This window comes from Pseudomonas sp. LB3P31 (assembly GCF_054897945.1).
On record NZ_CM142710.1, the window covers coordinates 1,895,436 to 1,916,444 of the forward strand.

Here is a 21,009-nt window from a genome sequence, read left to right on the forward strand (position 1 = left end):
GCTCAGGCCGCCACGCTGGCGGTGAACAGATAACCGGCGCCGTGAATGGTGATGATCAGCTCGGGCTCGGCGGGGTCATCATGCAACTTGCGCCGCAAGCGCCCGACCAGTACATCGATCGAGCGATCGTTGGGCACCCACTCGCGATTGCGGATCTGGTCCATCAGCTGGTCCCGGCTCAAGGTATGCCCGCTGTTGCGCAGGAACACGCTGAGCAGCTGGTACTCGCCATGGGTCAGCAGGGTTTCGCTGCCGCTGTGGTCGATCAGGCGGCGCCGGTCGGTGTCCAGTCCCCAGGCAGCAAACTGTTTGACCGGGCGGGCGACGGTGGCAACCGGTTGGGGCGTGTGAGCGTGGCGCACCCGGCGGATCAGGTTCTTCGCCCGGGACACCAGTTCCCGTGGATTGAGCGGCTTGATCACGTAGTCATCGGCGCCGCATTCGAGGCCGACGATGCGGTCGATTTCATCGTTGCGCCCGGTGATCAGGATGATCCCGACTTCCGAACGGACCCGCAGCTCCCGGGTCAGGGTCAGGCCATCCTTGCCCGGCAGGCGGATATCGAGCATCACCAGATCGACGCTCTGGGTAGCCAGGAAGGTTTCGGCCAGCTCGGCAGTGGCGGCGCAATGCACGGCATAACCTTCCTGGGACAGGTAGGCCTGCAGCAGTTCGCGAATCAGCGGATCGTCATCGACGATCAATACCCGAGGAGTCATCGCTAGGTGTCCCGCGTATGCCCGAAGGCGTGTTTCTTATTAGAGTTTTGTTCTTGCACTGAGGGCCGAGAATAGCCACTGCTGAACGATCGATCAACAGCCCGTCGTCTGCAAAGTGAAGCGCTGCCGACCGCCGGCCTGCAAACCATCGACCCAGGCTTCGCAGATCTGCATGCCCTGTTCCGGGGTAAAGGTGCCGGGGTTGAGGCCCGATTCCAGCCACAAGCCGTCGAGCAAGGCGCTGAGGCTGATGGCCGCGAGGTCGGAGTCGAAGTGCTCCCAGCCCTCTTCCGCCGCCAGCTCATTCAGCACTTTGCGCAGGATGGCGCGGTATTCGCCGTAGGAATGTTCGTGCGCCAGGTTGATTGCCTCTGCCGTCTTCACCGCGCCCCAGAACGCCAGCCAGGCGTCGAGCAGTTGCGGATCGAGCAGCTCGGCGGAGAACGAGCCACGGAAAAATGCCGACATCCTTTCACGGGCATTGGGCGCCGCCTGCTCCATGGCTGCGCGCAACAGGCTCATGACCCGGCCGGTCACCGCCAGGTAGGCTTCTGCGACCAGTTCGTCCTTGCCGGAATAGTGATGGCTGATCAGCCCGACCGACACCCCGGCCTCGGCGGAAATCTTGCGGATGGACGCGCCCTGGAAACCGTGGCGCTGCAGGCACACGAGCGTGGCCTCGATGAGATTGGTTTTGCGCAGTTCAGGCGCCATTCTGGAGAATCGGACTTCCTGAGTCATTGGACGACCTTCCTGGAGGCGAGAGTTGAGCCCGGTACGAGCCATTCACGAGCTGAACGACTGTACAGCAACAACCCTCGCCTACTCCAGATGTCGAGACGGATTACATGCACGCGAGCGTCTTACTCCAGTAAAGATTTATATTGATTTTTTACTACAGGTAAATTCTTATGGCGAAATAATGACGCCGAAAACCGGCCCTTTCGGCTTCAGGCCGCCTGGAGTAGCCACACCATGAGCACCTCGTCCCACGCTTTTGCGCACCTGTTCGAACCGCTGCAGCTACGCGGCAAACGCCTGAAAAATCGCATCATGTCCAGCGGACACGACACCTCGATGCCCACCGACAACCTTGTCAACGATCAATTGATCGCCTACCACCAGGCACGAGCCGCGGGCGGTGCCGGGTTGATCGTGCTGCAGGTGGCCGGGGTGCACGACAGTGCGCGTTACACCTCCCACGTGTTGATGGCCACCGAGGACGCCTGCATCGAGGGCTATCGCAAGCTCGCACAAACCTGCCATGCACACGACACGGTTGTCCTGTCGCAGATCTTCCATCCGGGGCGGGAAATCATGGAGTCCAGCGATGGCCTGCTGGCGGTCGCCTATTCCGCTTCGGCGGTGCCCAACGAGCGGTTTCGGGTGATGCCGCGCGCGTTGGATCAGGCCATGATCGACGAGATTGTCGCCGGCTACGCAGCAGCGGCCCGGCGCCTGTTTCAGGCCGGGATCGATGGAGTCGAAGTGGTCGCCAGCCACGGTTACCTGCCTGCACAGTTCATCAACCCGCGAGTCAACCGGCGTACCGATGGTTACAACGGCGAGCTCGAACAACGTCTGCGTTTCCTTCGGGAAATCATTGCTGCGGTGCGCGCCAGCACCGACGACAGCTTCATCATCGGCCTGCGCATCTCCGCCGACGAGCGCGATCCAGAGGGGCTGACCGAGGACGAATCGCTGCTCGCCGTGCAATCCCTGCAAGGCAGCCTGGACTACGTGCACATCGTCGCCGGTACTTCCGCATCCCTCGGCGGCGCCGTGCATATCGTGCCGCCGATGGCGATCGAGGCCGCGTACCTGGCCAAGGAAGCCGGAACCTTCAAGGCCGCGCTGTCGATCCCGCTGTTCGTCACCGGGCGCATCAACCAGCCTCAGGAAGCCGAGTTGATATTGGCACGCGGTCAAGCCGACGTCTGCGGCATGACCCGCGCGCTGATCTGCGATCCGCAAATGCCTAACAAGACCGATACCGGCCACGTCGAAGATGTGCGCGCGTGCATCGCTTGCAACCAGGCGTGTATCGGCCACTTCCACAAAGGCTTGCCGATCTCCTGCATCCAGCACCCGGAAACCGGCCGCGAGCTGATCTTCGGTCAGCGCCGACCGGCCGGCCAACGCAAGCGCATCATGATCGCCGGCGGTGGCCCGGCCGGCATGAAAGCCGCTGCGGTGGCCGCCCAGCGTGGACATGAGGTGACGCTCTACGAAGCCACCGCGCAACTCGGCGGCCAGGTGCTGCTGGCGCAACTTTTACCACGACGCAGCGAGTTCGGCGGCGCCAGCACCAATCTGCAACGGGAGATGGAAATGGCCGGTGTGCGGGTCGTGCGCAACACCCGCGTCGACCGCTCTCTGGTAGAACGCGAGCGCCCGGACCTGGTGATCGTCGCCACCGGGGCCGAACCCTATTGGCCCAACTTCGAGCGCGGCGGCGAACTGCAGGTGGTGGACGCCTGGCAAGTGCTGCGCGATGAAGTGCAGATCGGTCGTTCAGTTGTCGTGGTCGACTGGCGCTGCGACTGGATCGGCCCCGGCATCGCCGAACGCCTGGTGCGCGCCGGGCATCAGGTGCAACTCGCGGTCAACGGCACCCACTGCGCAGAAAACCTGCCGCTGTACGTGCGCGATCAACTGGCCGGCGAACTGCACAAACTCGGCATCCCCATCACCCCCTACGCCCGCCTCTACGGCTGCGATGACAACACCGTCTACCTGCAACACACCGCCAGCGGCGAACCGATGTTGCTGGAAAATATCGACACGCTGGTGTTGTGCCAGGGTCATCAACCGGTCGACACCCTGGGCGCCGAACTGCAAGGCCTGGTGGAATTCCGGCGCATCGGCGACTGCCTCGCACCACGCACTGCCGAAGAGGCAATCTACGAAGGTTTGAAAGTCGCCTGGGCGCTTTGAGGCTGTTTATACTCCGGGGTTTTCACCCAACCCCGGCCTGGAGCACGCATGAGCAACAGCAGCAAGATGCCGCCTGCCCGCGGCGCGCCCGCACAGGACAGCGCCGCGGCAGAGCCGAGCTTCCTCGGCACCCGAATCCGCGGCCTGCGCAAACGCCGGGGCATGACCCTGGCCGAACTGGCCAGCATGAGCGAGCTGACCGCCGGCTACATCAGCCAACTCGAACGCAACCTCGCCTACCCCTCTATCCCCGCCCTCTTCAACATCGCCCGCAGCCTGGGTGTGACCATCCAGTGGTTCTTCGCCAGCGAAGCCATCACGGCCCCCGAAGACCAAGGCGTAGTCGTGCGCAAAAACACGCGGATGAGCGTGCATTACGAAGACGGCATCGTCGACCAACTGCTGACCCCGCAGCCGAACCGGCAGTTGGAGATGCTGCACTCACGGTTTCCGCCTGGCACTTATAGTCAGCAGAGTTACAACCATGAGGGCGAAGAAGCCGGGTATTTACTGTCGGGGAGTTTTGAGTTGTGGGTTGGCGAGCGGTATTTTCAGCTGAGCGAGGGAGATAGTTTCAGCTTCTCGAGTCAGGAGCCGCACCGGTATGGCAATCCTGGGGAGGTGGATGCGGTGGTGATATGGGTGGTTACGCCGCCTACGTTTTGATGGGTTGTTTGTGATGAAGAGGCCTCGAAGCTTGATTTGCTTTGGGGCTTTTTTGTTTTTGGATGGGGACAAGGAGTTTTTTCCTACAGTCACTTCCTGATTTTTCCCAACTACTGGTGGGCAGTAATTTAATGCTTAAGATCTGTTAAACAACTCTCACGACAAGGATGAAAGGCAATGGCATTCGACGCGTATCTGAAGATAGAGGGAATTCCCGGTGAAGCTCTGGATGAGCAGCACAAGGACTGGATAGAAACCACAGGTTACAGCTTTGGTACCCACCAAAGTACTTCTGCTACCGCCAGCTCTGCGGGAGGGGCTTCATCAGGCCGAACCACTGTCACCGATTTAACCATTACCAAATTTCTGGACAAATCCAGCTGCAAGCTGATCGAAGCTAGCTGTGCAGGCGAGCACCTGAAAGAAGTAGTTCTGTCCTTGCACAGGGCGGGCGGAGATAAATTAAAGTATTTCGAGATCACCCTTGAAGAGGTGATTATTTCAATGTACTCGCAAGTTGCGAATGATGGCGTGCCAACCGAAACGATCAGCTTGAACTATGGGCGTATCAAAACGACTTACACTCAGCAAAAACGAGCGGATGGCGCCGGCGGAGGGAATGTCGCAGGTGGTTGGGATCGAATCAACAATAAGAAATACTCCTGAGGCTATTATCTATGTCTGAGGTATACAGCTTCATTAACCCAAGAGTACAACCCTATTCGTATTTGAAATCGAATCTACAGCTCGGTAAAAATACCGGCGCGAAATTCGACATTTTGAACGCGCACATCTTCAACACTGTGGTATTGCCGGGTGAGATAGTGATTATTGGGGATCACTCGACCCCGTTTTGTACAGCTGAAGAAGCTTTCTATATGCGCAAAGCTTCTGAGACCCATATCGCGCTTATGACAAACGGAATGCAAAGCGATGGCTTCCTGGTTGAAAATCATGAATTTCTGACAAAGGTCCTCGGCTATTCTTCACTCGGCATCGGTACGGTAGGTGATGCATGGAGCAGACATCTCGAGGGCATCAAGACCACCCTGCTCGATATTGAAGCAGCGCATAACGAACACTTAAGGAGTGGCACGAGCCTGAGTCGAGAAGCCTTTTACTCAAAGCGTAGAATGCTATTTGACAAGCTCGACAGCCAGTTAAAAAGCTTTGCGGGCCATGGTTCAGGGATGCGGAATCAAGGTCCAATCAAGAGTATGCTTGGAATTTCGACCAAGAGCTTTTTACATAAGGGGATCATCGCGGGTTACGCGGACACCATCAGCGGTGTGTCTAAGGCTTCGAACCTGATAAAAAAAGGCACATACCTGGGAGTTGGGTTAAACGTCGCAGCGGCGGGGACATCAATCTACACAGCGTGCTCCAGCGGTCGGGAACAAGAGTGCCGAAAGGCCAAGTATACGGAGGGTGGTAAGTTGGTGGGAGGCGTGGCTATTGGAATGCTCGGCGGTTCAGTCGGAGTCGCAGCGGCTACTACTATTTGTGCGGTCGCATTCACTCCAGTCACGTTTGGTGCAAGTATTTTCGCCTGCACGTTAGTCGGAGGAGTTTTAGGAGGATGGGCAGGAGGCGAATACGGCTCCAGGGCTGGGGAATATATGGGTAATGTTATCTATGAGCACCCCCAATGAGCAGCTTAATGTTGGTTATCGCTGGTATAGTTATAATGATCGCACAAATATCCTCAGTAATCTGGCTCATCATCTCCGCCCATAGGCTGACTGAACTAGCAGAAAGTCACTTAAAGAAAAGCACATTTGTAGAGAACAATCTAAAAACTCTTGGAAGCTTTGGAGTGTTTGGAAAAGTCGCAAGAAACGGGTCTATAGCCCTGATGTTCTTAGCTCCTAATTTTTTTGAGCGATGTGGAATGATAGACGCACATGAGTTGTCAAACATGCCGACTAGCCTTAGATACAAGCTCATACTGCCCTGGATCGTCGGCATAATATTCGGCTTAGCGTTTATTATGTATCCATATATGGGCAGGACCTATTCGTAAAATACGTGACCACTCAGTATCTCATTCTGCCATTTTCTTAATCGTCACCTTTCAGTAGTTTTTTGGCCAAGAGCAACTCGACGAGCTTATCCATGAGCACTTTCCACAATGAACATCCAAACGTTGATTATCGCTGGTACATTTATAATTTCCGGGCAACTGCTGACTGTAATATGGATCTTCATGTCTGCACACAGGCTAACCGATCTAGCAGAAAGTTATTTAAATAAAAGCAAATTCGTATCGAGCAATCGAATAGTATTTGAAAGCCTTGGATTGATGGGTAAAGTCGTAAGAAGCGGTTCGATTGCAATGATGTTTTTAGCACCTAAACTTTTTGAGAAACGTGGAATGATAGACGCACGTGAGCTGTCAAACATGCCGACCAGTTTAAGAAATAAGCTTATAATGCCGTGGATCGCCGGTACATTATTCCTTATCGCTATGTTTTTTATCAATTAGTTGACAAGACATTGATCTGAGAGGAACTCTTCACAATGGGCAGCTTAACATTGGTTGTCGCCGGCACATTTGTAATGACTACTCAAATATCTTCAGCAATCTGGCTCATTGTCTCGGCCCACAAGCTAACTGAACAAGCAGAAAGTCATTTAAAGACAAGCAAACTTGTTGAGATCAATCTGAAAACTTTTGGAAGCTTTGGATTGTTTGGAAAAATTCCGAGAAACGGTTCGATTATTGTGATGTTTTTAGCACCTGATTTATTTGAAAGACGCGGATTGATAGACGCACGCGAGCTGTCGACCATGCCAACTAGCCTGAGAAACAAGCTTATACTGCCGTGGATCGTCAGCATAATATCTTCCTTAGCTTTTTTTTTCGTTCCCATATATGGGCAAAATATTTAGATAACGTACGCGCCGCGCCTCCGAGACTTTGATAAATTTGAAGCATTCGAGCGAGCATTGCGGCTCACCACTGGAAAGATGACTCGTCAGACACGTGCTTCCCGATCATGAACATCAGCTACCCACTGGTTGATGCGTTTGTTAGCAAAGCTGTGCTTTTACAGCGTCCGTCGCGTGCAGCGCTGGAGCGAGACGCAAACTGAGGTTTCCCGAAAACGGTTTCTGCGGTGCGCAACCGAGCTTGGCGCACGCTTCCAGATAGTCAGTGACCGCCTCTTTAAATGCTGAGCGAAGCTCGCCGACCGATTCGCCGTGAAACCCAACGACGTCCTTGATGCCGGCAATGTGGCCTACAAAAAGGCCTTCTTCATCTCTGTATTCGATCCGGGCAACATAGCCCTGATAATTCATAACGTTCACGGGTTAACCCTGCTTGTTCAAGAAAAGCCCGAACGTCCCGCACCTAGTAGGGCTTTGCTTCTTTAACTGGATGCGGCCGATGAGAGGTCGCGACTATGCAGCTGAGCTTAGGGAGAACCCGCGCCCCACTGCCCTTAACGGCCTAGGAACTCCCAGATTCAGTCGTTTTTTTAAGCCCATAAGAATATCGGGGTGACTCTCGACGGAGTTGTAGGCAAACTCCGAGAGTTGCGTACGAATTTGCTTTGTTGTGTTTTACGGCAGGCCAGCGCCTTGATGGCGTGAGTTGCGTCGGTATACCCTCATGAGGTCGCTGGATATCCAGCGATCGGGCTTGGTAACCCGACGAGTTGCGCAACAGCGCCCCCTTCACATTTTCCTGGTGTCTTGACGCCTGAATATCTGTGTTATGGCGGTTGTGCGCGGGACGCTTTCGGGCGTGCCGGTCTCCGTGACTCCCGGTTTACCAACCTGCGCACAGCTGCCACCCATTCGCTTGGTAACGAAAATGGCAGCTCCCCAAGTCACGGAGCTAGACATGGAAACTGTAAATCCGCACAAACAAAGTCTTTCCCCTCAACGTAGTTCCAAATCCTTTCAAACCTCTCGGCTCGATCTCACCTGCTTCATTGAAGGGGGTGGCAGATGAGCGACAAACCCGAACTGACGACCATTGGCCTCACTCCGTTCCACTACTGCGCCAACCAGCCGCTGTTTCGCGTAAACCCCGGCGTGCCTATCGGGAATGCTCTGGCGCAAGCCTCTGATCTTTTGTGCCTGGCCAAGCTGTTGACTGCCAATGCTGCTCAAGATAAGGACACAGACAGAAACGCCTCGGCAGCGCACTACCTGACCGCGATGAGCAAAGCAGTAGTAGATGACGTACACAAGGTGTTGCGTAGGTGGCCACCGGTGAATACCGACGGTTGACACTCGCTCGTAGGCCCGCCTACTAACGCCCGAGAAAAACCCACAGAAACGAAAAAGCCCCGCAACTTCTCAGCTACGGGGCTTTTTCTATGTAATGGCGGAGAGATAGGGATTCGAACCCTAGGTACCGGTGAAGGTACAACGGATTTCGAATCCGTCCCATTCGGCCACTCTGGCATCTCTCCAACGGCGCGCATCATAACAACACTTTCGCCGGATGCGAAGCCCCTAAGCGAAATATTTCTGTGCTATCAGATGCTTGCGTCGATTAGAGCGGTACGCCCAGACGGTTGGCGACTTCTTCGTAGGCTTCGATGACGTCACCGAGGCCCTGGCGGAAGCGGTCCTTGTCCATTTTCTTGCCGGTGGCCTTGTCCCACAGGCGGCAGCCGTCGGGGCTGAATTCGTCACCCAGGACGATGGAGCCGTCGCTGAATACGCCGAATTCGAGTTTGAAGTCGACCAGTAGCAGGCCGGCGTCGTCGAACAGTTTGTTCAGGACTTCGTTGACCTTGAGCGACAGTTCCTTCATGCGGACCAGTTGCTCGGCGGTGCCCCAACCAAATGCCACGACGTGGGATTCGTTGATGAACGGGTCGCCCTTGGCGTCGTCCTTCAGGAACAGTTCGAAGGTGTAAGGGTTGAGCTTCATGCCCTCTTCAACGCCCAGGCGCTTGACCAGGCTGCCGGCGGCGTAGTTACGCACGACGCACTCGACCGGGATCATGTCGAGCTTCTTCACCAGGCACTCGTTGTCGCCCAGCAGCTTGTCGAACTGGGTCGGCACGCCGGCAGCTTCGAGTTTCTGCATGATGAAGGCGTTGAACTTGTTGTTCACCATGCCCTTGCGGTCGAGCTGTTCGATGCGCTTGCCGTCGAACGCCGAGGTGTCGTTGCGAAACAGCAGGATCAAGCGGTCAGCGTCGTCGGTCTTGAAGACCGATTTGGCTTTGCCGCGGTAGAGTTCTTCACGTTTTTCCATGATGGGCTCCGCTTGCTAAGTAGGTGGGCTAGGCGATGTGTCGCCAGTCGAGCCCTGAATCTTGATCGGCCAGTTGCAGCCAGTCCGGGTCGCACCCGAGGGTGTCGACAAAACATTGCCGGGCCAGCTGCGGCAGGTTGTTCTTGCTGCTTAGATGGGCCAGGACCAGGTGTTGCAGGCCTTGCCAGCCCAACTCGGACACCAGGAATGCCGCCTGGTGGTTGTTCAAATGCCCAAATTCGCCGCCCACCCGCTGCTTGAGAAAGTACGGGTAGTGACCGCGAGCCAGCATGTCACGGCAGTGGTTGGACTCGATCATCAGCGCATCGAGATCCCTGTAGCCATCCAGCACCGTGTTGCAATACGAGCCCAGGTCGGTCAGCAGGCCAAAGCGCCGTTCACCATCACTGAACACGTACTGCGTCGGTTCCTGTGCATCATGGGCCACGGCAATGACGCCGATGCTCAGTGCGCCGATCTGCAGTTGCTCGCCGCCGGCCAGGAGGCCAGCCGGTTCTATCGGTTTGCGCATCCCGCGCAGGGTGCCGCGACTGAGGTAGACAGGCAGATTGTAGCGCCGAGACAGCAAACCCACGCCATGCACGTGGTCGGCATGTTCGTGGGTTACGAGTATCGCGCTCAGCTGCGCCGGGTTTACACCAAGGCGCAGCAGGCGTTTTTCGGTTTCCCGCAGGGAGAAACCACAATCCACCAGCACATACGTGTCAGCGCTGGCTATCAGCGTGCCGTTCCCTTGGCTACCGCTGCCGAGAACGGCAAAACGCATGAGATCAGCCCAGGTTGTCCTGAATCACGCTCAACACTTTGCGCGCCACATCAGCTGGCGCCACAGTGTTGATGTTCTTCTCGACGGTGACCTGGACGTTTTCACCCACCTTGCTCAGGCGAACCTGATAACGCTCGGCGCGGGCTTCAACTTCTTCCTTGTTCGGCGCGCTGCCGAACAGGCTGCTGAAGAAACCAGGCTTGTCGTCTTTCTTCTCGGCCTTTTCGGCGAGGTTGATGTAGTACAGGCCCAGGCTGCGGTTGATGTCTTCCACTCGCCATTCGCCCTGCTCCAGCGCACGACCGACGCTTGACCAGGCACGATCCAGGTCGTTGCCGATGTTCAGCACCGGGTTGCCGCTGCCGTCTTCGCTGAGGCTGACACGGCTTGGCGTATCGAAGTCACGCGAAGCCAGCATCGACACCGAACCGCCCTTCTCGGAGATACGGCTCATGCTCGCGAGCATGTCGTCGACCAGTGCTGCGTCCAGGCCGGTGTTGACCGAACGGTTGGTGAAGTCGACGTCGGCAGTGCTGCCAGCAGGACGCTCGGCGCTGACCACGTAGATTTCACTGGTATTGCGCTGCACGCCTGGCTCGATGCGCACCCGCACGCGGGTTTCGCTGTCGGCGCCGACACCGGCTGCGCTCAGGCGCTTGGCCATGGCGGCGGACAGTTCGTCGGAATGCTGCCAGGTGGTGGTGAATTCGCCGGTTTGCGGGCGCTGTTCGTCCAGGCGGAAGCCGTTGTCCTGGAAGAACTGCACCGCCACTGGCCAGGCTTCGGCCGGTGGGTTCTGCGCGACGATCCAGCGGGTGTCACCGCTTTTCTGCAGCGAGTAGGCACTGGCGTCAGCCGCCGCGGTCAGCGGTTGCGGACGAGGAACGATGTACTCGCCCTTGACGGAGTCATCGGCCACGTTGCGCGGGATCGGCAACAACGGGTCCAGGCGCTTGGCGGTAGTGACATCCGGTGGCAATTGCATCGGTGCAGTCTGTTGCGCTTCCAGGTAATCGCTACCACGGTCACGGAAATAACCTTCCGGGCCCCAGACCCATCCACAGCCACTGGTGCTGGAGATGATCACGGCTAGTGCGGAAAGTCCGGCCAATCGCTTCATGCGTAGTACTTCCTCAATTAAACCAGGACGCCGGACTGGCGCATGGCCTGCCGCAGCGGTTCGTGACAGGCAGTGCTGAGCCAGGTGAGCGGCAGACGGATACCGTCCGGCATCAAGCCCATTTCATGCAGTGCCCATTTCACGGGAATAGGGTTGGATTCGATGAACAGGGTTTTATTGAGTGGCATCAGCTTTTCGTGAATGGCGCGGGCCGTGACGGCGTCGCCTTTCAAAGCGGCTTCGCACAGGTCGGCCATGTCGCGCGGAGCAACGTTGGCGGTCACCGAGATGTTGCCCTTGCCGCCCATCAGGATCAGTTCGACCGCAGTAGGGTCGTCGCCCGAGATCACCAGGAAGTCAGCGCTGACGCCATCGAGGATGGCCTTGGCACGGGTCAGGTCGCCGGTGGCTTCCTTGATACCGATGATGTTCTTCACGGTCGACAGGCGGATCACGGTGTCGGCCTGCATGTCGCATGCGGTGCGGCCAGGCACGTTGTAGAGGATCTGCGGGATGTCGACCGCTTCGGCGATGGCCTTGAAGTGCTGGTACAGGCCTTCCTGGGTTGGCTTGTTGTAATACGGCGTCACCAGCAGGCAGGCGTCGGCACCGGCGGTCTTCGCGTTGGTGGTCAGCTCGATGGCTTCGCGCGTCGAGTTGGCGCCCGTGCCGGCGATCACCGGAATGCGCCCTGCAACCTGCTTCACCACGAAACGAATCACTTCGATGTGCTCGTTCACGTCAAGAGTGGCCGATTCACCTGTAGTGCCGACCGCCACGATGGCGTGGGTGCCGTTTTGCAGGTGAAAGTCCACCAGTTTGCTCAGACTGTCCCAGTCGAGACGACCCTGTGCATCCATGGGTGTGACCAGTGCCACCATACTGCCCGCAATCATGCAACCGCTCCTGCCGGAAAAAGAGAGCGGTAATGGTACTGGCGCCAAGATGCTTGTACAAGCAAAGTACTGCGCTGCTGCCATTCCCCTTGGCGCTGCTTTTCGCTACCCTTCAGACTTTGATCGGTACTGATAAGCTCGTACGCCGGGTTCCAGCCTCCATTTTCGGCATCACAAGCCCCGATCCAGCGTTGCCACCCCTCGCTCTTGCCTCAATGGAGCACGTCGCAACCTGCCATCGGGTTTTCTGAATTCGCATCCGCAGGCTCGTTCCCGGTAAAAAGCCCATTGAGGTATCGACCGCTCATCGCTTTAGGAATGCTGCATGTCCACCCCCACAGTTCGCGAACAATTCCTTGTCATCAGTGCCCTCGGCGCCAACCCTATGGAGCTGACTAACGTCCTGTGCCGCGCCAGCCATGATAATCGCTGCGCCGTGGTCACCTCTCGCCTGACCCGTCATGGCGAATGCAGTGCGTTGATCCTCGAGATCTCCGGCAGCTGGGACGCCCTGGCACGCCTCGAAGGCAGCCTTTCGGGCCTGGCCAAGAAGCACGCCTTTACCGTCAACGTGGTGCGCAGCGCGGCCCTGGAGAACCGTCCACAGGCCCTGCCGTACGTCGCTTACGTCAGCTCCGCGTATCGTTCGGACATCATCAACGAGCTGTGCCAGTTCTTCATGGACCACAACGTCGAGCTGGAGAACCTGACGTGCGACACGTACCAGGCGCCTCAGACCGGCGGCACCATGCTCAACGCCACGTTTACCGTGACCCTGCCGGCTGGCGTGCAGATCAGCTGGCTGCGTGATCAGTTCCTGGATTTTGCCGACGCGCTGAATCTGGATGCCCTGATCGAACCGTGGCGCCCACAGAACCCAATGTAAGGAAGCTTTTCATGGCCGTTGCCATCGACCAACCGGTTGCCGACTTCGAAGCACCCGCCACCAGCGGGCAAACCGTCAGCCTCGCGGGGCTGAAGGGCAAGCAGGTGGTGATCTACTTCTACCCGAAGGACAGCACACCGGGCTGCACCACCCAGGGCCAGGGCTTTCGCGACCAGCTTGAGGCGTTCAAGGCGGCCAATACCGAGGTGTTCGGCGTGTCCCGCGACAGCCTCAAGTCCCATGAGAATTTCAAGGCCAAGCAGGCGTTCACCTTCGAGCTGATCAGCGACAAGGAAGAGGCGCTGTGCCAGCTGTTTGATGTGATCAAGCTGAAGAAGCTGTATGGCAAGGAATACATGGGGGTTGATCGCAGCACTTTCCTGATTGATAAGGATGGGGTGTTGCGTCAGGAATGGCGCGGGGTGAAGGTGCCGGGGCATGTGGATGCGGTTTTGGCGGCTGCTCAGGCGTTGAACAAGGCTTGATTGATCAAAAGATCGCAGACTTCGGCAGCTCCTACGGGTTTATGCGAAATCCTGTAGGAGCTGCCGAAGGCTGCGATCTTTTCTCGCGGCGTCAACTCAAAGCAACGGCGCCACCACCGGCTCCTTGCGCGGCCACGCATCCAGCACCGCCTTGAACAGCGTCGCCAGCGGAATCGCAAAGAACACCCCCCAGAAGCCCCACAACCCGCCAAACAACAACACCGCGCAAATGATCGCCACCGGATGCAGGTTCACCGCTTCCGAGAACAGCAATGGCACCAGCACATTGCCGTCCAGCACCTGGATGATGCCGTAGACCGCCATCAGGTAGATGAACTGATCGCTCCATCCCCACTGGAACAGTGCAATCAGCAAGACCGGCACGGTCACCACCACGGCGCCGACATAGGGCACGACCACCGAGACACCTACCAGCAGCGCCAGCAGCGCCGCGTAGTTGAGCCCCAGAACCACAAATCCGATGTAGGTCGCACCACCGCAAATGAAAATCTCGATGACCTTGCCGCGAATGTAGTTGGCGATCTGCCGATTCATTTCATGGGCGACACGGGTGATCAGCGCCCGCTCCCGAGGCAGATAACCGCGCACCCACTGGCCGATCATCGCGCGATCCTTGAGGAAGAAGAACACCAGGATCGGCACCAGCACCAGGTAGATCATGATGTTCACCAGCAGCGGCAGGCTCGACAGCGAGAACGTCAGTGCCCACTGGCCGAAATTGCCGATCTCGCCACGCGCCACCTCGATAGCCCGCAACACCTGCTCGTCCGACACCAGGTGCGGGTAGCGTTCCGGCAACAGCAACAACAGCGATTGCCATTTTGCGAGCATTCCGGGCAGTTCGTTGAACAGCGTGATCAGCTGGTGCCACAGCAACGGCACCACGACGATGATGAACACCAGCAACACGCCCATGAACAGCGCGAACACCAGGCCCACCGCCGCCCCGCCGGGCACGCGCAAGCGTTCGAGGGTCACCACCAGGCCCTGCATCAGATACGCCAGCACCATCCCCGCAAGAACGGGGGCGAGCATCCCGCCCAGGGTTAGGACCGCAGTGAATGCCAGGAACAGCAGCACCGCCAGCACCACGGCTTCTTCATCGGAGAAATAGCGCTGAATCCAGTCGCGTAACACCTTGAACATCAAAAATCCTTAGAAACGAACCCGGCAAATTTCAGGCTTTTTTCAACCAGTAGCGGTAGACGCCTGCTTCATCTTCTTCACGCAGCAGCGTATGACCGGCCAATCGGGCAAAGGTGCGAAAGTCGCGCTGCGAGCCCGCGTCAGTGGCGATGACCTTCAGCACTGCGCCACTGGCCAGTCGGTTGAGTTCGAGCTTGGCCTTGAGCAGCGGCAGCGGGCAATTCAGGCCGCTGGCGTCCAGTTCGGCGTCGTGGGCTACAGCGTCGGTCATTGCATCACTCCGGTTCGGGCGGTTGAGCGGCTTAGAATATCTGGTCCCAAGCCTGGTGTCCGGCTACAGTAAGGTCTTTGTCGATTAAGGCTTTGTGCATGACCTTTCTGCGCCCTACCCTGCTGACGCTCGCTTGCCTGCTCGCCTCACCGGGCTTCGCCGACGACCTGCCGTCACTCGGCGACGCCAGTTCTGCCATCGTCTCGCCGCAACAGGAATATCAGCTGGGCCGCGCCTGGCTCGCGCTGCTGCGCAGCCAGGTCTCGCAACTCAACGATCCGCAGCTCAAGGACTACGTCGAATCCAGCGTGTATCGCCTGGTGGAGACCAGTCAGGTGAATGACCGGCGCCTGGAGTTCATCCTGATCAACAGCCCTCAGCTCAACGCCTTCGCGGCGCCGGGCGGGATTGTCGGGGTCAACGGCGGCCTGTTCCTGAATGCCCAGACCGAAGGCGAGTACGCCTCGGTACTCGCGCACGAATTGGCTCACTTGTCGCAGCGCCACTTCGCCCGTGGGGTTGAAGCGCAACAGCGCATGCAGGTGCCGATGATGGCCGCGCTGCTGGCCGGGATCGTGATCGCCGCAGCCGGTGCCGGTGATGCGGGGATTGCCGCGATTGCCGGGACCCAGGCGGCGGCGATTCAGGAACAGCGACGTTTCTCGCGCCAGAACGAACAGGAAGCTGACCGTATCGGCATCCTTAACCTGGAAAAAGCCGGTTACGACCCGCGCTCGATGCCGAGCATGTTCGAGCGTCTGGGGCGCCAGTATCGCTTCGATGCCAAGCCACCGGAATTTCTCCTGACTCACCCGGTGACCGAATCACGGATCGCCGACACCCGTAACCGTGCCGAGCAGGCCAAAAAAGGCGGCGTCGAAGACACGCTGCGCTATCAGCTGATTCGTGCTCGGGTCCAACTGGTCTACGAAGAAACTCCAGGGCTGGGCGCCAAGCGTTTTCGTGCCCAGCTCGATGAGAACCCGAAAAGCGACGTTCCCCGCTATGGCCTGGCGATCGCCCAGATCAAGGGTGGCCAGCTGAATGAAGCAAGGGAAAACCTCAAGTTGCTGCTGGCCAAGTCGCCGAACGAGATCATCTACAACCTGGCGCAGGTGGACCTGGACATCACCAACAATCGCCTGGCGGATGCACAGACACGGGTTGACCGGATGCTCACCCAGTACCCCGGAAACTATCCGCTGAACCAGGTGCGGGTCGACCTGCTGCTGAAACAGAACCGCGCCGCCGATGCAGAGAAGGCGCTTGAAGGATTGCTGAAGTCGCGCCCGGACGATCCGGACGTCTGGTATCAGGTCGCCGAAACCCGCGGCCTGTCGGGCAACATCATCGGCCTGCACCAGGCGCGTGCCGAGTATTTCGCACTGGTGGGCGACTATCGCCAGGCCATCCAGCAGCTGGATTTTGCCAAGCGCAAGGCGGGGAGCAACTTCCCGCTGTCTTCGCGAATCGACGCACGTCAGCGTGAGTTGATGGAGCAGGAACGGATGGTCAAGGATATGATGGGTTGAATCATCCGCGATGAATCTGCAGACATAAAAAAACCGCCTCTCTCGAGGCGGTTTTTTATTCAGCCAACAACCGGCTTATTCAGCCAGCTTGAAGGTGATGAAGCTTGCGCGACCCTGGCGCAGGACTCGCATCGACACCGAACGATTCTTCGGCAGCGCCTTGGCGATATCGGTGAACTCCTTGGTGGAACCAATCGCCTGGTTGTTCAGGTGAGTGATCACATCATTGGGTTGCAGGCCAATCAACGAAGCAGGACCGTCCTGGACTTCCTTGATGATCACGCCCCCCTTGAGGTCGTAGGTCTTTTTCTGCTCAGGCGTCAGCTCGGCTACGGCTACACCCAGGCGGTTGCTGCTGCGCTCAACGCCGGATTTGCCCAGGGCCTCCAGCTCCTTGCCTTCTTCCGGGATTGCGCCAACGATCAGTTCGACGTTCTGGCGCTTGCCGTCACGAATCACTTCGAGATTGGCCTTGGAACCTGCTTTCAGCGCGCCGACCAGGTGTGGCAGGTCGGCAGACATCACGATTGGTTGACCGTTCATGCTGAGGATCACGTCACCCACCTGCAGGTTGCCCTTGGCAGCCGGGCCATCATCCTGGATCTGCGCAACCAGTGCACCGGCCGGCTTGTCCAGGCCGAACGACTCGGCCAGGTCCTTGTTCACTTCCTGGATGACTACGCCCAACCAGCCACGGCTGACCTTGCCACCGCTTTTGAGCTGGTTGGAAACGTCCAGGGCCACATCGATCGGGATGGCAAACGACACGCCCATGAAGCCGCCTGAGCGGGTGTAGATCTGCGAGTTGATCCCGACCACTTCACCATTCAGGTTGAACAGCGGGCCGCCGGAGTTGCCCGGGTTGATCGGCACGTCGGTCTGGATGAACGGCACATAGTTCTCGTTCGGCAGGCTGCGACCGATGGCGCTGACAATGCCTTGGGTCACGGTGTGGTCAAAGCCAAATGGCGAACCGATGGCGACGACCCACTGGCCGGCCTTCAGGTCCTGGGACTTACCCAGTTTGAGAACCGGCAGGTCCTTGCCTTCGATTTTCAGCAGCGCCACGTCGGAACGTGGATCGGTGCCGACCAGCTTGGCTTTCAGTTCACTGCGGTCAGCCAGACGAACGAGAATTTCGTCGGCATCGGCGATCACGTGGTTGTTGGTCAGGATGTAGCCGTCAGACGAGATGATGAACCCCGAACCCAGGGACTGCGCCTGCTGGCGATCACCCCGGGGTGAGCGTGGAGAACGCGGCTGCGGCATGCCGCGCTCGAAGAACTCGCGCAACATTGGCGGCAAGCCTTCGAGGTCCGGCATGTCCTCGGCGGACACTTTGCGGTCCGGGAGTTTTTGCGTGGTGCTGATGTTGACGACAGCGGGCGAGGCTTGCTCGACCAACTGTGTAAAGTCCGGCAACTCGACCGCCTGCACGGCGGCCGCCTGCCCGAGCACCAGCACGGTTGCGAAAATGGAAAGGTAAGACTTCAAGCGTGGTATCGACATACGGCTCCCGTTACGACGAGCATGGTTAAGCGATATGGAGCAAGGAACACCGGGAAAGATACGCCGGTATTTTTGTTCCGGGAACAACAAACAAGGCCAGAGCCGAGAGGCTGTGACCTATAAAAAATTCTGGGGGTATTTGCAAATTGAAATGCTCACCAAACATTTCGATATCGACTCACTACTTGGTTGCAGTGGCATCGGTGCGCATGGACAGCGCAATTCTTTCAGCGGTACCAATCGGGATTTCACCGACGACCGTCACCATGATCTCGCCTTGAGGGGTAGTCAAGCGTCGCGAGACCGCAACGGTAGGCCCCAATTGAGTTCGGGTGTCAGTCACGGCAGTACCGTCAATGGGCTCGAGGAATACCGAGAAACGGGCCAGGCCATCGTCGTACATCAGGCTGTTCACCTGAGCTTTGGTCTGCGGATCCTTGCGGGCGGAACTGCTGGCCAGTTCAAAGCCGGGTGGTAACCAGTCCGAACGCCATGTTTGTGCAACACTCGCGGCAGAAGCCTTGTTGCCGTCAAAGACAACGGGCTTGCAATCAGCACCTGGCTGCAAATCGTTTTCGGAAGGCACATCAGAAGTATTAAGCTGGGTGAACTGGAAGCGCTCCAGCAACTGCCCTTTGTCATTCAACAACAATGATTTCAGCGGCAGGCCGGTTTCCTTGTCCAGATGCAGCTCGAAGCCATATCGATGCTGATCCCGTGGCGTCAGGGCAACAATCACCGCCGGACGCCCAGCCACACGCGACTTGCCGATTACAGCAAGGTCATACCAATTCTTGAGCTTTTGTGGATCGAGTGCACGAGAGGCGGACTTGGAGTCTCCAAGCCCCGCAATCAGGGTGCCGCTGACGCATTGGGTGTGTCCATCAACACGTACGACTTCCTGCGCCGAGCCGTCGAGCTGGAGTAGACGCTCGCGGACCTTGCCATCCTGGACTCGGTGCCAGATGTTGTGGGTAGAAAAACTACCGTTACGCTCGTAGACAAAAGTACCGTTAAAGCTTTGCGTCTGCTCGGCACGGCCCAGTCGGGTCAACCAGTCCTGGGCTTCATCGGCGTGGGCTGGAACAACAAACCAGCCACTGAGCAGAAGCGAGAGTAGAGGTATGGCGCGCATGATCCTCCTTAACGGTTTTCCAGGCTTGCTGCACGAGCGTACGGCAGTGCGCTTTCAGTACCTTTCATCGCAGCTTCTTGAGCATGCTGACGCAGGTAACCTGGCAGACGCTGGTCGTGCCAACCTGGCTGACCTTGAAGAACGCCATTGGCCATGGGACCAGTCGCTTCGGAACTCTCACTATAGCCTGCCAATACGGCTGGACCCTTGACCTGAGGAACGGCCAGGGTTGGCTGATTGGACTGCTGTGCCAGTTCGACACCGGCAATTTCGTCCTGGTTGTACAGGCGAACACCAGCCAATACCGCAACGGTCACGGACGCAGCAACAGCCAGACGACCCAGGCTGCGCCATGGACCACGGGTGGCTTTTGCCGGTACGGTTTCGTCAGCCAGGGCTGCCGAAACGGCTGCCGCGATATCCAGGCGTGGAAGCAGCAGGTCCTTGTGCATGACTGCCCGAGCGATTTGATAACGAGCCCAGGTTTCACGGGTTTCAACATCGTCGAAGGCATTTAATACCCGACGCAATTCCAGTTCGTCCGCCTCGTTATCCATCACTGCGGACAGCGATTCCTGCAGGGCTTCACGACTCATGGCGTTCCTCTCTTGGCTATCGCCGCTGTCTCTAGTTTTCCTGCAACAACGGCTGCAGGGCTTTATCGATGGCTTCCCGAGCGCGGAAAATCCGGGAGCGCACGGTACCCACCGGACACTGCATGACTGCTGCAATGTCCTCGTAACTCAGACCATCGAATTCACGTAAAGTTAAGGCCGTACGCAAATCTTCTGGAAGTTGCTGGATGGTTCGATGGACGGTGCCTTCGATCTCATCCCGCAGCAATGCGCGTTCTGGCGACTCGAGATCCTTGAGGCCATGATCGCCATCGTAGAATTCTGCGTCTTCGGAACTGACATCGCTATCCGGCGGCCGACGGCCGCGTGAAACCAGATAGTTCTTCGCCGTGTTGATGGCGATGCGGTAAAGCCACGTATAAAACGCGCTGTCTCCGCGAAAATTGCCTAACGCTCGGTACGCCTTGATAAAGGCTTCCTGCGCCACATCCTGGGCTTCATGGGTGTCGTGCACAAAACGCACGATCAACCCGAGAATTTTGTGCTGATATTTCAGCACCAGCAGATCGAACGCTCGCTTGTCGCCGCGTTGAACGCGCTCGACCAGCTGCTGATCCTCTTCCTGGGTTAGCATGAACACTCCTCGATGAGCTCGAAGGAGGCTTGCATAACTAAACGACCAGACTTGCAAACATAGACTCGGGCTTTTCGCAAAAGTTCTCCCCCTCCAAGCAAGTTTCCTGCGGGCTCTGATTTGGCACGCACGAAAAGCGCAGCGCGGGTTAACCCGGCTGCGCGAATAATCTTGTCGCCGGATTCACATGGCAGGGCTCTGAATCACAGATCCTGCACTGAAGCCGACACTGTCCCTTGATTCGGGCAACGGTCTATTGATCTTGGCACTTTGGCAAAAGTTCCAATTATTTATAGCCTTGCGCCAGCAACATCGGGCAAATGTGAGCAAAAACGACTGTTAAATCCACGATACAGTCGCGCTGTCGCCGAACCGGTGAAAAAAACATCCGACGAAGCGTCAGATTTTTCCTGTCACGGTAGTTTCACAATGCCATGTCGCCTCGGCTATTGTGCCGCTCCCCCCC

Annotated in this window: 22 protein-coding genes, 1 tRNA gene and 1 pseudogene; 10 read left to right on the forward strand and 14 right to left on the reverse strand. The window is 57.7% G+C overall.

Annotation, left to right across the window (positions count from 1 at the left end):
- Positions 1 to 2 precede the first annotated feature (2 nt).
- Both ACYZTK_RS08525 and ACYZTK_RS08530 read right to left on the reverse strand, forming a co-directional pair.
- Positions 3 to 719, reverse strand: a complete 717-nt coding sequence (locus ACYZTK_RS08525; RefSeq protein WP_462014025.1) for a response regulator — start codon at positions 717 to 719, stop codon at positions 3 to 5.
- Positions 720 to 812: 93 nt separating this feature from the next.
- Positions 813 to 1,460 (reverse strand): TetR family transcriptional regulator C-terminal domain-containing protein, encoded by a 648-nt coding sequence (locus ACYZTK_RS08530; RefSeq protein WP_462014026.1) that lies wholly within the window; start codon positions 1,458 to 1,460, stop codon positions 813 to 815.
- Between the two features lie 234 nt (positions 1,461 to 1,694).
- On the opposite strand from ACYZTK_RS08530, the gene ACYZTK_RS08535 reads away from it, so the two are divergent.
- From ACYZTK_RS08535 to ACYZTK_RS08560, 6 genes are all read left to right on the forward strand, one after another.
- The gene (locus ACYZTK_RS08535) at positions 1,695 to 3,656 is read left to right on the forward strand and encodes an oxidoreductase (protein ID WP_462014027.1); all 1,962 of its coding nucleotides are present in this window, start codon (positions 1,695 to 1,697) and stop codon (positions 3,654 to 3,656) included.
- Between the two features lie 66 nt (positions 3,657 to 3,722).
- Positions 3,723 to 4,322: a cupin domain-containing protein gene (locus ACYZTK_RS08540; protein WP_462014878.1), complete on the forward strand. Its 600-nt coding sequence runs from the start codon at positions 3,723 to 3,725 to the stop codon at positions 4,320 to 4,322.
- Between the two features lie 177 nt (positions 4,323 to 4,499).
- Complete coding sequence (locus tag ACYZTK_RS08545) at positions 4,500 to 4,988, forward strand: Hcp family type VI secretion system effector (RefSeq protein WP_462014028.1); 489 nt, start codon at positions 4,500 to 4,502, stop codon at positions 4,986 to 4,988.
- Between the two features lie 11 nt (positions 4,989 to 4,999).
- The gene (locus tag ACYZTK_RS08550; protein ID WP_462014029.1) at positions 5,000 to 5,974 is read left to right on the forward strand and encodes a hypothetical protein; all 975 of its coding nucleotides are present in this window, start codon (positions 5,000 to 5,002) and stop codon (positions 5,972 to 5,974) included.
- Positions 5,975 to 6,453: 479 nt separating this feature from the next.
- The gene (locus ACYZTK_RS08555) at positions 6,454 to 6,807 is read left to right on the forward strand and encodes a hypothetical protein (RefSeq protein WP_462014030.1); all 354 of its coding nucleotides are present in this window, start codon (positions 6,454 to 6,456) and stop codon (positions 6,805 to 6,807) included.
- Between the two features lie 35 nt (positions 6,808 to 6,842).
- Positions 6,843 to 7,214, forward strand: a complete 372-nt coding sequence (locus tag ACYZTK_RS08560) for a hypothetical protein (protein WP_462014031.1) — start codon at positions 6,843 to 6,845, stop codon at positions 7,212 to 7,214.
- Between the two features lie 86 nt (positions 7,215 to 7,300).
- On the opposite strand, the pseudogene ACYZTK_RS08565 reads toward ACYZTK_RS08560, so the two are convergent.
- Positions 7,301 to 7,634, reverse strand: a pseudogene (locus tag ACYZTK_RS08565) (type II toxin-antitoxin system HicB family antitoxin).
- A 645-nt stretch (positions 7,635 to 8,279) separates the two neighbouring features.
- Between ACYZTK_RS08565 and ACYZTK_RS08570 the strand changes: the two are divergent.
- Positions 8,280 to 8,564: a DUF3077 domain-containing protein gene (locus tag ACYZTK_RS08570; protein ID WP_462014032.1), complete on the forward strand. Its 285-nt coding sequence runs from the start codon at positions 8,280 to 8,282 to the stop codon at positions 8,562 to 8,564.
- Positions 8,565 to 8,659: 95 nt separating this feature from the next.
- Here the strand turns inward: ACYZTK_RS08570 and ACYZTK_RS08575 are convergent.
- The 5 genes from ACYZTK_RS08575 to dapA form a co-directional block, all read right to left on the reverse strand.
- Positions 8,660 to 8,749, reverse strand: a tRNA-Ser gene (locus ACYZTK_RS08575).
- An 83-nt stretch (positions 8,750 to 8,832) separates the two neighbouring features.
- Positions 8,833 to 9,546, reverse strand: coding sequence for a phosphoribosylaminoimidazolesuccinocarboxamide synthase (gene purC, locus ACYZTK_RS08580; RefSeq protein WP_092271820.1), 714 nt, complete (start codon positions 9,544 to 9,546; stop codon positions 8,833 to 8,835).
- A 28-nt stretch (positions 9,547 to 9,574) separates the two neighbouring features.
- Positions 9,575 to 10,333 (reverse strand): MBL fold metallo-hydrolase, encoded by a 759-nt coding sequence (locus tag ACYZTK_RS08585; RefSeq protein WP_462014033.1) that lies wholly within the window; start codon positions 10,331 to 10,333, stop codon positions 9,575 to 9,577.
- A 4-nt stretch (positions 10,334 to 10,337) separates the two neighbouring features.
- Positions 10,338 to 11,453, reverse strand: a complete 1,116-nt coding sequence (gene bamC, locus ACYZTK_RS08590) for an outer membrane protein assembly factor BamC (protein WP_462014034.1) — start codon at positions 11,451 to 11,453, stop codon at positions 10,338 to 10,340.
- A gap of 17 nt (positions 11,454 to 11,470) precedes the next feature.
- A complete protein-coding gene (gene dapA / locus ACYZTK_RS08595; protein ID WP_462014035.1) occupies positions 11,471 to 12,349 on the reverse strand; it encodes a 4-hydroxy-tetrahydrodipicolinate synthase in 879 nt (292 codons plus the stop codon).
- 325 nt (positions 12,350 to 12,674) lie between these two features.
- On the opposite strand from dapA, the gene ACYZTK_RS08600 reads away from it, so the two are divergent.
- A complete protein-coding gene (locus tag ACYZTK_RS08600; protein ID WP_462014036.1) occupies positions 12,675 to 13,235 on the forward strand; it encodes a glycine cleavage system transcriptional repressor in 561 nt (186 codons plus the stop codon).
- A gap of 11 nt (positions 13,236 to 13,246) precedes the next feature.
- Positions 13,247 to 13,720: a peroxiredoxin gene (locus tag ACYZTK_RS08605; protein WP_095060286.1), complete on the forward strand. Its 474-nt coding sequence runs from the start codon at positions 13,247 to 13,249 to the stop codon at positions 13,718 to 13,720.
- 96 nt (positions 13,721 to 13,816) lie between these two features.
- On the opposite strand, the gene ACYZTK_RS08610 is transcribed toward ACYZTK_RS08605, so the two are convergent.
- A complete protein-coding gene (locus tag ACYZTK_RS08610; protein ID WP_462014037.1) occupies positions 13,817 to 14,887 on the reverse strand; it encodes an AI-2E family transporter in 1,071 nt (356 codons plus the stop codon).
- Positions 14,888 to 14,918: 31 nt separating this feature from the next.
- Positions 14,919 to 15,158: a sulfurtransferase TusA family protein gene (locus ACYZTK_RS08615; protein WP_020300476.1), complete on the reverse strand. Its 240-nt coding sequence runs from the start codon at positions 15,156 to 15,158 to the stop codon at positions 14,919 to 14,921.
- 98 nt (positions 15,159 to 15,256) lie between these two features.
- Between ACYZTK_RS08615 and ACYZTK_RS08620 the strand changes: the two genes are divergently transcribed.
- Positions 15,257 to 16,690, forward strand: coding sequence for a M48 family metalloprotease (locus ACYZTK_RS08620; RefSeq protein ID WP_462014038.1), 1,434 nt, complete (start codon positions 15,257 to 15,259; stop codon positions 16,688 to 16,690).
- A 75-nt stretch (positions 16,691 to 16,765) separates the two neighbouring features.
- On the opposite strand, the gene ACYZTK_RS08625 is transcribed toward ACYZTK_RS08620, so the two are convergent.
- The 4 genes from ACYZTK_RS08625 to rpoE all read right to left on the reverse strand — a co-directional run bounded on the left by ACYZTK_RS08625 (position 16,766) and on the right by rpoE (position 20,543).
- The gene (locus ACYZTK_RS08625) at positions 16,766 to 18,199 is read right to left on the reverse strand and encodes a DegQ family serine endoprotease (protein ID WP_462014039.1); all 1,434 of its coding nucleotides are present in this window, start codon (positions 18,197 to 18,199) and stop codon (positions 16,766 to 16,768) included.
- 181 nt (positions 18,200 to 18,380) lie between these two features.
- Positions 18,381 to 19,334, reverse strand: a complete 954-nt coding sequence (locus ACYZTK_RS08630; protein ID WP_462014040.1) for a MucB/RseB C-terminal domain-containing protein — start codon at positions 19,332 to 19,334, stop codon at positions 18,381 to 18,383.
- A gap of 8 nt (positions 19,335 to 19,342) precedes the next feature.
- Positions 19,343 to 19,930: a sigma-E factor negative regulatory protein gene (locus tag ACYZTK_RS08635; RefSeq protein WP_462014041.1), complete on the reverse strand. Its 588-nt coding sequence runs from the start codon at positions 19,928 to 19,930 to the stop codon at positions 19,343 to 19,345.
- 31 nt (positions 19,931 to 19,961) lie between these two features.
- Positions 19,962 to 20,543, reverse strand: coding sequence for an RNA polymerase sigma factor RpoE (gene rpoE / locus ACYZTK_RS08640; protein WP_007944079.1), 582 nt, complete (start codon positions 20,541 to 20,543; stop codon positions 19,962 to 19,964).
- Positions 20,544 to 21,009 lie beyond the last annotated feature (466 nt).

Coding starts and splice junctions, on each gene's coding strand:
- ACYZTK_RS08525 (WP_462014025.1), bottom strand. CDS start 719: ATGACTCCTCGGGTATTGATCGTCGATGACGATCCGCTGATTCGCGAA.
- ACYZTK_RS08530 (WP_462014026.1), bottom strand. CDS start 1,460: ATGACTCAGGAAGTCCGATTCTCCAGAATGGCGCCTGAACTGCGCAAA.
- ACYZTK_RS08535 (WP_462014027.1), top strand. CDS start 1,695: ATGAGCACCTCGTCCCACGCTTTTGCGCACCTGTTCGAACCGCTGCAG.
- ACYZTK_RS08540 (WP_462014878.1), top strand. CDS start 3,723: ATGCCGCCTGCCCGCGGCGCGCCCGCACAGGACAGCGCCGCGGCAGAG.
- ACYZTK_RS08545 (WP_462014028.1), top strand. CDS start 4,500: ATGGCATTCGACGCGTATCTGAAGATAGAGGGAATTCCCGGTGAAGCT.
- ACYZTK_RS08550 (WP_462014029.1), top strand. CDS start 5,000: ATGTCTGAGGTATACAGCTTCATTAACCCAAGAGTACAACCCTATTCG.
- ACYZTK_RS08555 (WP_462014030.1), top strand. CDS start 6,454: ATGAACATCCAAACGTTGATTATCGCTGGTACATTTATAATTTCCGGG.
- ACYZTK_RS08560 (WP_462014031.1), top strand. CDS start 6,843: ATGGGCAGCTTAACATTGGTTGTCGCCGGCACATTTGTAATGACTACT.
- ACYZTK_RS08570 (WP_462014032.1), top strand. CDS start 8,280: ATGAGCGACAAACCCGAACTGACGACCATTGGCCTCACTCCGTTCCAC.
- purC (WP_092271820.1), bottom strand. CDS start 9,546: ATGGAAAAACGTGAAGAACTCTACCGCGGCAAAGCCAAATCGGTCTTC.
- ACYZTK_RS08585 (WP_462014033.1), bottom strand. CDS start 10,333: ATGCGTTTTGCCGTTCTCGGCAGCGGTAGCCAAGGGAACGGCACGCTG.
- bamC (WP_462014034.1), bottom strand. CDS start 11,453: ATGAAGCGATTGGCCGGACTTTCCGCACTAGCCGTGATCATCTCCAGC.
- dapA (WP_462014035.1), bottom strand. CDS start 12,349: ATGATTGCGGGCAGTATGGTGGCACTGGTCACACCCATGGATGCACAG.
- ACYZTK_RS08600 (WP_462014036.1), top strand. CDS start 12,675: ATGTCCACCCCCACAGTTCGCGAACAATTCCTTGTCATCAGTGCCCTC.
- ACYZTK_RS08605 (WP_095060286.1), top strand. CDS start 13,247: ATGGCCGTTGCCATCGACCAACCGGTTGCCGACTTCGAAGCACCCGCC.
- ACYZTK_RS08610 (WP_462014037.1), bottom strand. CDS start 14,887: ATGTTCAAGGTGTTACGCGACTGGATTCAGCGCTATTTCTCCGATGAA.
- ACYZTK_RS08615 (WP_020300476.1), bottom strand. CDS start 15,158: ATGACCGACGCTGTAGCCCACGACGCCGAACTGGACGCCAGCGGCCTG.
- ACYZTK_RS08620 (WP_462014038.1), top strand. CDS start 15,257: ATGACCTTTCTGCGCCCTACCCTGCTGACGCTCGCTTGCCTGCTCGCC.
- ACYZTK_RS08625 (WP_462014039.1), bottom strand. CDS start 18,199: ATGTCGATACCACGCTTGAAGTCTTACCTTTCCATTTTCGCAACCGTG.
- ACYZTK_RS08630 (WP_462014040.1), bottom strand. CDS start 19,334: ATGCGCGCCATACCTCTACTCTCGCTTCTGCTCAGTGGCTGGTTTGTT.
- ACYZTK_RS08635 (WP_462014041.1), bottom strand. CDS start 19,930: ATGAGTCGTGAAGCCCTGCAGGAATCGCTGTCCGCAGTGATGGATAAC.
- rpoE (WP_007944079.1), bottom strand. CDS start 20,543: ATGCTAACCCAGGAAGAGGATCAGCAGCTGGTCGAGCGCGTTCAACGC.